The sequence below is a fragment of the Aquimarina litoralis genome (assembly GCF_019295435.1).
Lineage (GTDB): Bacteria > Bacteroidota > Bacteroidia > Flavobacteriales > Flavobacteriaceae > Aquimarina > Aquimarina litoralis_A.
The window spans coordinates 1-12,629 of sequence record NZ_WEKL01000078.1 but is presented as its reverse complement, the minus strand read 5'-3'; the positions used below and the strand labels follow the sequence as shown (position 1 = coordinate 12,629).

Below are 12,629 nucleotides of genomic sequence, written 5' to 3'. Positions count from 1 at the left end.
CGTTCGGCAATAGCTGAATATAATGGCCCTTCCGGTTTTTTTGGCCCTGGAACGGAATTTCTTTTAGAATTATCTGATGAAAATGGAGTGTTTCAAGATCCACCGCTATTGTTAGATAGCTTTCAAATTAGTACAGCTCTTGGCGCAAGTGCCGAATTGGATTTCGGTCCTTTCCCAATACCAACCGACCTTAGAGGAGAAAATTATAGCATGAGAGTTCGTGATTCGAATTCACAGGTTATTGGACAAACAGACAACATACCTATTTATTACTTTGATACCAGTCAAGGAGTAACTTTAACGGGTCCAAATGTAAATGCAAATAATGTTGCTCTTTGTGATGGAGATCCAGTGACACTTACCGCTTCACCAGCAGGTTTTCCTGCTTATATTTGGACAAGAGATGGTGTCGAAATTCCAGGAGAAACATCTAATATCCTAGAAAATGTAACCCAACCAGGATTTTATAATGTAAAAATCGATTTCGGTTTTTGTAATGCATTTTTCAATTTTGATTCTGCCAATACAAATGTTTTTCTATTAGATACGAATAATGTTTTTATTGTGGAACAAGCCGCAGCTCCAGTAGAGTTTTGCCCGGAAGATGTAAAGATATTGACGTGTAGTATTAATGATCCTGCATATACCTACGAATGGTTTTTGGATGGTGAAGCTATAGCAGATTCTAATACTGCTGTTTATAATTTACCTCAAAGCAATTTTGCGGGAGACTATACTGTAATGGTTACAGCAAGAGACGGATGTTCTATAGTAACCAACCCTGTAGAGGTGATTAACTTAGGTTCTGATATTTTGACTCAGCCGCCTCCACAAATGATATTATTACCTACAGAGACCATAACCTTAGAAATTACTACTAATGCACCAGCAGGTAGTACCATTCAATGGTTCGAGAATGACACTCCTATACCAGGAGCAACAGGTTTATCCATTGATGTAACTAATGTAGGTGCGTACAGAGCAGAAGTTTTAACCAATGATGTATGTATGAGCACTTTAGTTGCACAGACGGAGGTTTTTGTGGCAGAGAGTTTTTTGCCTACAGTTTCTCAAGTGATAGATTGTGATGATAACACAGCAACTTTGGCTTTACAAGAACTATTAGGTATTACTGCTGGAGGATTAGAGATTCCTTTGACAGAAGGACAATATAGTTTTTTCGATTTTGAATGGTTCCGAGATGGCACTAGTTTAGGAGAAACGGATTTAAGTATCACAGTAAATGGTGCAGATGAGAATGCTTCTTATACGATTGAAGCTACCTTTAGACCGACGAATGATTTTGCGGTAGCGGTTTCTGATCCAGTGATGATAGAATTTTTAACAGACGATGTTGAGATTGTCTCCGATCCACCGTTTTTACCATTCGGCGGAGAGGTTACGTTAAGTGTTCCTTTAAGCTTGTTGTATACCTATGAATGGTTTGTAGAAGAAGGAGGTGATTTTGTGTTGATAGATGGAGAAACAACCAATATGATCACTGTTTCTGAAGAAGGAAGATATAGAGTAATTATTACCTATCAGGAATGTGTTATAGAACGTGAGATTACAGTTGGTGATGAGCCAGGTGTTTCTGCAGTGATTCCAAATGTAATTACACCAAATGGCAGTCCTGGAGTTAATGATAATTGGGTATTACCAGATGAATTTGAAGCATCAGACATAAAAGTAACTATATATAGCTCAAATGGTAAGTTGGATTTTGAGAAGTCAGGAGGATATAATGAAGATTGGCCTGCAAATTCAGCTTCGGGCGCGAGTGAGCTCATATATTATTATATAATTACCAGAAATAGCGCAGTAGTCAGAAAAGGAACAATTACTGTAATGAGATAATTTATGATTAAAAAAATACTCTTAATAATAATACTATTCGTCACTTCCTTAAATCTCATTTACGGTCAGGAAGCCGCGTCTAATACTTCAGGAATCTTACCATCGGATATTCCGCTTCATAATTCTCTGAAGTATAATCGTTTTATGTTTAATCCTACCTTTTCTTTGGTTCGCGAAAACAAAAATTCGATTAATATTTATAACCGAAATCCAAGATCAAGTTTTAATGATAATTCACAAACGTACTTTCTAAACTATTCTGCAAGATTTGAAGAAAGAACGGGAGTTGGTGTTGGATTATTCCAGCAAAATGTAGGAATATTTAGATTCTTTGGCGCGACTCTTAATTATGCATATAACTTGGAGCTTAATAGAGATATGAATTTCACTTTTGGTGTAAACCTTAGTTATTCTCAGAGTTCATTAAAGAGCAATTTAGACGATGCACAGGTTGGAGATGAAGTGATTAATAATTTCGAAAACAGTTCAGTGTTTTTACTTCGTCCAGGAGTGAATTTCAACTGGGGTAATTTCGATGTAGGTGCTTCCGTAGGAAATTTAGTGGCTTACAATGTTACTTCAAGTGAATTGTTGACGGATAATTTTGATTATTCAGGTCACGTAATGTATACTACAGAGCTTGACTGGAGAACAGAAAATGAGCTTAGAGGAATGGTATATGCTTCAAAGCCTGGAGTAGAAGACTTGAGGTATGGAGGAAATGTGTTATTTGAAATACCAAAATATGGATGGGCTCAAATAGGATACAATAGTTTTTATGGTGGTTCCATTGGTATAGGTGCAAATATTACAAAAGTAGTTTCCGTTGGGTATACCGTAGAACCTGGAATTGGAGGTGATGCAAATACTGCCGAGTTTGGAGCAACTCATGAATTTGGATTAGCATTCAACTTCGCTAAGGAAGAAAGAAGAAGAAAGAGAAGAAACTTCTCTTCAAACAGTTCATTACAGAGAGATTCTGAAATAAGAAGATTAAAGAAAGAAATTTTAGACCAAAATAAATTGATAAGAGAGCTTCAAAGCACTCGAAATGATTCTCTAAGTCAGGCTCAAAGAGCTATGAATAAATTAGAGAGATCGATTCAGGAAGCTAAAGAAGAAGAAGCTAAGAAAGCTAGAGAACTGGCACTTCAAAGAGAGGAAGAAGTAAAATTACTCAATAAGAAGAAGGAAGAAGAGGAACTTGCAGCACAAAGAAAGCTGGAATTAGAAATGGCTGAGCAAAGAGCAGAGGAAGAAAGATTGGCAGCACAGCAGAAGCTGCAGTTGGAAATGGCTGAGCAGAGGAAAAAAGAAGAGGAAGAAGCAGCTGGAAGACGTGCGGAAGAAGAGAGAATTGCTGCCGAAGAAGCTGCTAGAGAGGCAGAAGCTGAAAGACAAGAGGCGGAAGCGGAAGCAAATAGACAAGCGCAGATCGCTGAGGAACAAGCAGAAGCAGAAAGACAAGCACAGGTTGCAGAGGAACAAGCAGAAGCAGAAAGACAAGCACAGATTGCAGAGGCAGAAGCTAAACAAAAAGCTGAAGAAGAAGAAAGATTAGCTGCTCAGAAGAAGTTAGAATTAGAAATGGCTGCTCAAAAAGCTGAAGAAGAAAGACTGGCATCTCAGAAGAAATTAGAACAAGAGATGGCTGAGCAGAGAAGAAGAGAACAGTCACAAAAGACATTAGAAAGAGAAGTTTCTGTTCAAAAAGATGAAGAAGCTGAGGCTGCAAGATTAGCTGAAGAGGAGCGATTACGTCAAGAGGCAGAAGCTGCGAGATTAGCTGAAGAGGAAAGATTACGTCAGGAAGCAGAAGCTGCAAGATTAGCTGAAGAGGAAAGATTACGTCAAGAAGCTGAGGCTGCAAGATTGGCCGAAGAAGAGAGACTACGTCAGGAAGCAGAAGCTGCAAGATTGGCTGAAGAGGAGAGACTACGTCAGGAAGCAGAAGCTGCAAGATTGGCTGAAGAAGAAAGACTACGTCAGGAAGCAGAAGCTGCAAGATTAGCTGAAGAGGAAAGATTACGTCAGGAAGCAGAAGCTGCAAGATTGGCCGAAGAGGAAAGACTACGTCAGGAAGCAGAAGCTGCAAGATTAGCTGAAGAAGAGAGACAACGTCAGGAAGCWGAGGCTGCAAGATTAGCTGAAGAGGAAAGATTACGTCAAGARGCTGAGGCTGCAAGATTAGCTGAGGAAGAGAGACAACGTCAAGAAGCTGAGGCTGCAAGATTAGCTGAGGAAGAGAGACAACGTCAAGAAGCTGAGGCTGCGAGATTAGCTGAGGAAGAGAGACAACGTCAAGAAGCTGAGGCTGCGAGATTAGCTGAGGAAGAGAGACAACGTCAAGAGGCTGAGGCTGCGAGATTAGCTGAGGAAGAGAGRCAACGTCAAGAGGCTGAGGCTGCGAGATTGGCTGAGGAAGAGAGACAACGTCAAGAAGCTGAGGCTGCGAGATTGGCTGAGGAAGAGAGACAACGTCAAGAAGCTGAGGCTGCAAGATTGGCTGAGGAAGAGAGACAACGTCAAGAAGCAGAATCTCAACAAAATAATAACGAAGATATAGAGCAAATTCAACGTGAAATTGATAATAGTAGTAGAATTACAGACAGATTAATAGCATCTCGAGATTCATTATTAACATCATCAAAAAATCTTGATAAGAGAGAGTTTAATAAACTTTTAGAATCTCTTGTAAGCATGAGTGATGAGGCTGAACAAGTTAAGAATAGTGATGACCCTTCTAGTTCTAAGAGACTTACTTCGAGAAATAGATTTATAAAATTTGCTGAAGCTACAAGACCAGAAGCTAAATATGCAACTAAATATATCCCTGGATATCCAGAAGGTTTCTATCTAATTGGAAATGTATTTAGAGGTGGTATATATGCAGACAGTTTCACAAATAAATTAAAAGATCTTGGATTTAATGACGCTCAGGTAATTTTGAACCCAGAAAATCAGTATCAATATGTTGCCATCAAGTATTATGCTAATAAAGAAGAAGCTGCAGAAAATTACTTGAACAATATTGGAAACAAATATTTTGGTGATATGTGGATATTAAATATTGCCAAGAGTAGAGTAGAATCATTAAAACGACTAGTACAAGAGACTAGACTTATCAAGGATACTGTAAAAGATGATACCGTTTTAACGGAAAGTCTATCCTATATTGGAGGTCACAATATCGAGAATGGATATTATTTGATTACCAATATTTTTAAGAGAGAAAATTATTTTGAACGAGGAATGACAAAACTTAGAGATCAAGGTTTAGAACCTAAGTTTTTCAGAAACCCTAAAGACAATTATATATATGTATACTTAGACAGATTTGATAATCTGGATCAAGCAAAACAGAGTTTATTCTCTAACGTTGGTAACACATATAATGGAGACCTATATATATTAAAAATACAATAATTGATGAATGAATTATTGTTAACAATATCAAAAACACTCAACCCCAAAAGAAACAGCTTATGAAAATTTCAGTACGCCTCAGATCAGCTGTAATAGTATCGATGCTTTTAGTTTTTAGCATCCATAATCTAGTTGCACAAGAAGTACCATTTACTACTCCATTAAACGATGCGAGTAGTTTAACTTTAGCAGGAGATATGCAAATCATATCAAATGCAATAACAGGGCTTAGCGGAGATCAAAGTGGAACAGGAAACTCGTTTTTCACAGGAGATACTACCAATTATGATCCAAATGATCCCTATGACGGAGGGGCATTTAATGATCAATTAACGCAAGGTTATATTGATGTTGATAGTGATCCTACCACTTTTAGTTCGAGTAGTGCAGATTTTACTCTTACTGATCCAGATGCTAATGCATCATGTGCCCAAATAGCGTATGCAGGATTGTACTGGTCTGCTACCTATTATGAAGATCGGATAGATGCTGCTAACGGAAATGATGCTCCACAAACAGTGGGTCTTCCACTGCCAGATCCAAGACCTGATTTTAGAACGGTAAGATTAATGTTGCCAGGCGCAACAAATTATATAGATATTACTGCAGAAGCAGGAGATGAAGGGACAATTTATGATGGATATCGTAATACATCTACGAATCCAAACGATGTAGCATCCAATGATATTCCTTATGTATGTTATGCGGATATTACTGCACAATTACAATCGCTTGCTGATCCAGTAACAGGAGAATCAAATGCAACAGGTACTTATACTGTGGCAAATGTAAGATCTGCTACTGGGCTTACAGAATCAGGAAGTGGTATTTCTGCAGGATGGGTAATGGTAATTATTTATGAAGACCCTAATCTATCAAGAAAGTTTTTTAGTACGAATCATGGGTTTTTAGAAATAGCGTGTGAGTCAGCATCGGCTTTTGAATTGGGTATTACTTCTGGACTATTTAATGGTCAAGGAGTAAGTCATACACAAAATGGTTTTAGTCCAGGGAATGTTCCGGTTCCARACTATCCAACGTTATTAAGTGCCAATTTTGTAGTGGTTGATGATGGAAGTGCTCCTGATGGCGATGGAAATATTACATCAGATGATGGTTGTGAGGCGGTTGTAAATGCTGCTGAAGTTAATGGAAATATTGCCATTGTTCGAAGGGGTAGTTGTTCTTTTACTCAGAAAGTATTAAATGCGCAGAACGCTGGAGCAGTTGCAGTAGTTGTCGTCAATAACGCTGGAGGTAATGGAACCATTACTATGACAGGAAACGGCTCCGGAATTACGATTCCTGCCGTTATGATTGGGAATAATGTCGGTAATTTAATCATAGATGAAGTTAATGCCCAAAATGGAAGTGGTGGTTTTGTGAGTGGTTATCTTACAGATAACATCCCAACAGGTTGTGTAAATCCACCTGAAACATTTACGTATACAGGATTCCAGACATTACCACCTCCTAACGATATTCGAGCACGATTTGGAGTAGCTGCGTTAGAAGGTGATTTTGGATTAGTGGGTGATGGTTTAGCAATACAAGCAGCACCGCTTGGTGGTTTTGAAATACCGTTATCTGCAGATCCTGTGAACGGTGCAACCAACTTTTTTAATAGTTCTATCTCCATTGATGGAAATTATAATACTGCTCGTAATCCAAACTCTGAAAATACATTAGGGTTTGATGCAGATATTTTTGATGTACCTAACACTGGTAATTCTATCATAGGAAATAATCAAACGCAAGTAGATTTTACTGCTAGTACGCAGGGAGATCGATATCGAATTTTCCTAAATACGTTTAGTATAGAAATTATAGAACCAGAATTAGCAGTTTTTAAAAGAGTACTGGATGTTAACGGCGTAGACATCACTGGTGGTGATGTAGTGTTAGGTCAGCAATTATTTTATGAGCTTACTATTCAAAATGATGGTAATGAAAACATTACAAACGCCTTCATTGAAGATATTTTGCCTGCAAATGTAGATTTTGTGGGTGGTACAATTACGACACCAACAGGTGTTACGGCAACGCTTCTAAATGGTGATCGAGAAGTACGTTTTGATTTTGACGATAGTGTTGTAGAGCGGTCTGATGGACCTTTAACCATTCGCTTTGGAGTTCAGGTTATTAATAGCTGTTCTGAAATACGTGATGCTTGTAGTGATCAAATTATAAATGTTGCACGTTCAACCTATACAGGAGTTATTTCTGGTATTACCAATTCCGGAGAAGATAGTGTTTTAGGTCAGGATGTATGTAGCTTTGATATTACAGGAACTTCAAATACACTGATTAATCTTGACAGTTGTGACGGTAATTTCAGCGCTTTTTTATGTACAGGTACTTTAGATTTAGTAGCTGGAGGCGGATTTCCAAATTATGTTTGGACGGATGTAAATACTGGAGCTGTTATTGGAAATATGCAAACATTAACTGTTAGTGCAGGTGGAGTTTATCGCGTTGATAAAACAGGTAATCCAGATTGTGCTGATTTATTTGAAATATGGACGGTTACAGCGTTTAACACGGTTACCAATCCTATAGTTCCGATAGCTCAGGATCCATCTGTAAACGGAAATGTACGTACATGTCCGATTACGGGAGATCCATTACCAGAGATTTTCTTATGTGGAGCTACAGATTCTCAGTATTTAGATTCAGGTTTTGTAGATGCTACCAATATTGTTTGGGAGCGATTAGATCCGGCAGCATGTCCATCTGTTACGAGAGATGAGGATTGTCCTACTTTGGATAGCACCTGTGATCCTGATTGGGTTCAGGTAGCTACGACTAGGGATTTCACGGTTACCGAAGCTGGTGAATATAGGATTCGAGTAGAGTTTGATGGGAATTGTGAGATTGATTTTTACTTCAATGTCTTTAAGAATAATTTTGAGCCTAATTTGGTAATTGTTCGTGATATTGTATGTAATACTCCAGGTATCTTACGCGTTCAGAATTCTTCGAATGAGTATGAGTATCAGTTGATCACTCCGATATCAGGTACAGTTATAGGATATCAGGCCTCACCAGAGTTTACAGGTTTAACAGAGCAGGGGACCTATACGGTAAATGTACGTCAGAGTAATGGATTGCCGACAGCTTGTGTATTTCAGGCGACAGAGTTTATGGAGGAGTTAGATTCTACGGTTTCTATCACTCCAGTTAGTCCATCCTGTCCGAGTGATCAGGGCTCTATTCAGATTCAGGTTACCGATGGAGATAGTAATTACACGTATAACATAAGTAGTACTACCACGGCTTTTACAGCAAGTGAGGGACCAACTACAGATCCGAATCATATATTTACAGGTTTAGATGCTGATGTTTATGATGTAGAGGTTTTATCATATGATGGAGAGTGTATAGATACCCAACAGGTGACAATATCTCCGGCAGCGGCGTTTACTGCATCCGCAATATTAGATGCTGATTTAAGTTGTACAGATGCGGAAATAAGAATTGAAGTAACTGGTGGATCCGGGAATTTTGTATATTCTTTCCAAGGAAATCCAGCAAGTCAGCAAGGCTCTAATATATTTGTAATTACTACAGCAGGAACCTATACATTTACGGTAGCGGATACTACTACCGGTTGTACTGTAGATACCAATTCGGTTACTGTAAATCCTTAWATTCCAGTAGAAGCTACAGCAGTGGGAACAGATCCGATATGTCCAGGAGGTTTAGGTTCGATATTGGTAACAGTTACTGCAGGTGAAGGTCCTTATACCTATGATTTAGATGCAGGAACACAAGTGGTTACTAGTAATGCTACTACTCAAACATTTAGTAATGTATCAGTTGGGAATCATGTAGTAACTGTTTTTGATCGCTTTGGATGTGAAATAAACACTCCAATAGATGTAACTATAAATGGTACTACAGCAATCACAGCTGATATAGCGATTACAGAAGATTTAAGATGTGATGCTACTGGATCACCTTTTATTGCTGGAGAAATTACAGTATCAAATCCAGCGGGAGGAAATGGTAATTATGAATATAGTATAGATGGCGTTGACTTTACCAATACTACTGGTGTTTTTGGAGGTTTAACAGCAGGTACTTATACATTATGGATACGAGATACAGATACAGCAGCTTGTCCAGTCAATTTAGGAGATTTAACAATTGACCCATTACAAGAGGTTACAGATTTAGACTTTTCTCTTACTGCTGTTGTTTGTCCTGCGTTGGAATCTACAGTAACGGTTTCAGCTACAGGTACTAATGGTGCTAGTAGTTTTGAGTATAGGATTACAGCTCCAGCAGGAAGTGCGACAGCATTTAGCACGAATGACACTTATACCTTACCAGCAGGTAATACGTATACTTTTGAAGCAAGAACAACTACAGATGGTTGTGTATACTCAGAAAGTTTCACAATAGACAATGTAGACCCTATAGCGGTAAATGGTACTCCAACGTCGGAGCCTACGTGTAACGGTGATACAGATGGTTCACTTTCTTTTGAAGTAACAGGTGTAGATTTAACAACAACGACCTATAGTTATGAAGTTACTGGAGGTTCTATTCCTGTAGGAACACCAATTACTGGTGCTGGAGAGACAACATCTACAATTTCTGTTCCTGGATTAGGAGGAGGAACTTATACGATTACAGTTACAGATGACACAACAAATTGTACTGCAACAGATACAGTAGTTATTAATGAACCAACAGTCCTTGGTTTTACGGCAGATGTTGATGCTGCAAATTGTGGAGCGAGTACAGGTATTATTACGGTTACAGCTACAGGCGGTAATGGAGGATATCAATATCAATTGAGTGATGCAGCAGGTACTACAGTAATAGTTGCTTACCAGAGCAGTAATGTTTTTAGTGGTTTGGCAGCAGGAACATATACAGTTTTTGTAAGAGATGGAAATACAGCTGCTGCTTGTGAGTTTAGTGATACGGTTATAGTTACGGAAACTTTAGCACCTACCATTGCTTTAGCAGGAGGTGATTTATGTTATGATACAACCGATGAAGCTAGTAGAGAAATTACAATAACAGGAGGAGTAGCTCCTTATACTTACAGCTTAAATGGAGGTGCTCCTATAGCAGTGACTACCTTACCTACGTTTACTATTCCAAATCTTGTACCAGGAAGTTATAGTGTAACAGTTACTGATGATAATGGATGTATATCGAGTGCAGTAACCTTTGATATAGAACCGCAACTAACGATTACGGCTAATCTAACAAAAGATATAACATGTCCTCCAAATGCTGATGCTACTATTGAGTTTGTAGTAAGTGGTGGAAACGGAGGAAATACAATTGATATTATTAGAGATGGAGCTGTTGTAGAAGCTAATTATACAGGAGGATCACCATACGCTACAAGTATTGGTGGAACGTATGAAATTAGAGTTACTGATAGCGAAGGATGTACTGCAATTTCAGCCCCAATAGATGTTACTCCTTATGTGCCAGTGGCTGCAAATGCGACGGGTACAGATCCATTATGTCCAGGAGATGATGGTTCAATCTTAGTTACAGTTACTGCCGGTGCAGGCCCTTTCACCTATGATTTGGATGGAGGAGCTCAGGTTGCTACTGTGGCAGCAAACACATTTACTTTTAACAATGTAGCAATTGGCGCACATACAATCACTGTTACAGATTCTTTTGGATGTGTAATAAGTCCAGCATTGAATGTTACCATTAATGACGCCACTCCGATCACTGCTGATATAGCGATTACTGAAGATTATCGTTGTGATGCTACTGGTTCTCCATTTATAGGAGGAGAGATTACAATATCGAATCCAGCGGGAGGAAATGGTAGTTATGAATATAGTATAGATGGAGTTGATTTTACCAATACTACTGGTGTTTTCGGAGGATTGACAGATGGTACCTATACGCTATGGATACGAGATACAGATACAGCAGCTTGTCCTGTTAATTTAGGGGACTTAACAATTGATCCTTTGCAGGAGGTTACTGATATAGCTTTTACCTTGAGTCAGGTTCAGTGTCCAGCTTTAGAATCTACAGTGACCGTAGCTGCTAGTGGTACCAATGGAGCTAGTAGTTTTGAGTATAGAATTACTTCTCCAGCGGGTAATGCTACGGCATTTAGTACAAATGACATGTATACCTTACCAGCAGGGAACACCTATACTTTTGAAGCCAGAACAACGACAGATGGCTGTATATATTCAGAGAGTATTACAATAGACAATATAGATCAGATAGCAGTTAATGGTTCTGTTACGGCTGAGCCAACATGTAATGGAGATACTGATGGATCGTTATCTTTTACGGTTACAGGAGTTGATTTAACCGTTACAACATATAGTTATGAAGTTACAGGAGGAACAATCCCAGTAGGGACACCTATTACAGGTGCTACTCAAACTGCTGTTACGGTTGCGGTTCCAAGTTTAGGAGCAGGAACTTATACGATTACAGTTACGGATGATACGACAAATTGTACAGCTACGGATACGGTTATTATTACAGATCCAGCGGTATTAGGATTTACCGCTGCAGTTGACAACGCCGATTGTGGGGCTAGTACAGGTATTATTACGGTTACCGCTACCGGAGGAAGAGGTGGTTATGAGTATGAGCTTAGAGATGCTGCTGGAGTAGTAGTTATCGTTCCTTACCAGAGCAGTAATATTTTCAGTGGATTAGCAGGAGGCACATATACAGTTTTTGTAAGAGATGGAAATACTGCAGCAGCATGTGAGTTTAATGATACGGTTATTGTGGGAGAGACCTCTCCTGGTACAATTACAGCAGTTGCTGGCGGAGATCCATGTTATGACACTACGGATCAGGCCAGTCAATGGATCACGATAAGTGGAGGTACAGGCCCATATGAATATGTTTTGGATGGCAATGCACCAGTTCCAGTTACGTTCTTGGCTTCTCCACCGAATCCTGCGAATACATTTGAGATTACTGGATTGACTCCAGGTACGTATACTATTTTTGTGAATGATGCGAATGGATGTTCCACGCCATCAATCACTTTTACGATAGCAGACCAGTTAACACTAGTAGCGTCTTTGACCAAGGATTTAGATTGTAGTGCTAGTCCTGCAGCTGTTATAGATTTATTAACGACTGGAGGTAATACACCACCACCTACGATTGAGGTGAGTTCAGATGGAGGAGCTACATATACAACAACAGGTATTGTTGGTTTGACTTTTACTACTACTACGGCGGGCACATATATATTTAGAGCGACAGACGCATTAGGATGTGAAGCATTTTCAGGGAATATAGTTGTTTCTCCCGCACCAGATCCTGTAGCAAGTGCGGTAGCTACTAATGTTACCTGTATAGGAGCTACTGATGGG

At 39.1% G+C, this 12,629-nt stretch carries 3 protein-coding genes; all 3 read left to right on the top strand.

Translation table 11 applies throughout. The annotated features are described in order from the left end of the window. Positions 1-1,857 (top strand): gliding motility-associated C-terminal domain-containing protein (locus GBO31_RS22720; protein WP_219010899.1); only part of this gene is annotated, 1,857 nt, incomplete at its 5' end. A gap of 3 nt (positions 1,858-1,860) precedes the next feature. After that, on the top strand, positions 1,861-5,283 hold the full coding sequence (locus GBO31_RS22715; RefSeq protein ID WP_219010897.1) for a PorP/SprF family type IX secretion system membrane protein: 3,423 nt from the start codon (positions 1,861-1,863) through the stop codon (positions 5,281-5,283). A gap of 59 nt (positions 5,284-5,342) precedes the next feature. Then, positions 5,343-12,629: beta strand repeat-containing protein (locus tag GBO31_RS22710; RefSeq protein ID WP_343211337.1), on the top strand; the 7,287-nt coding region annotated here is incomplete at its 3' end.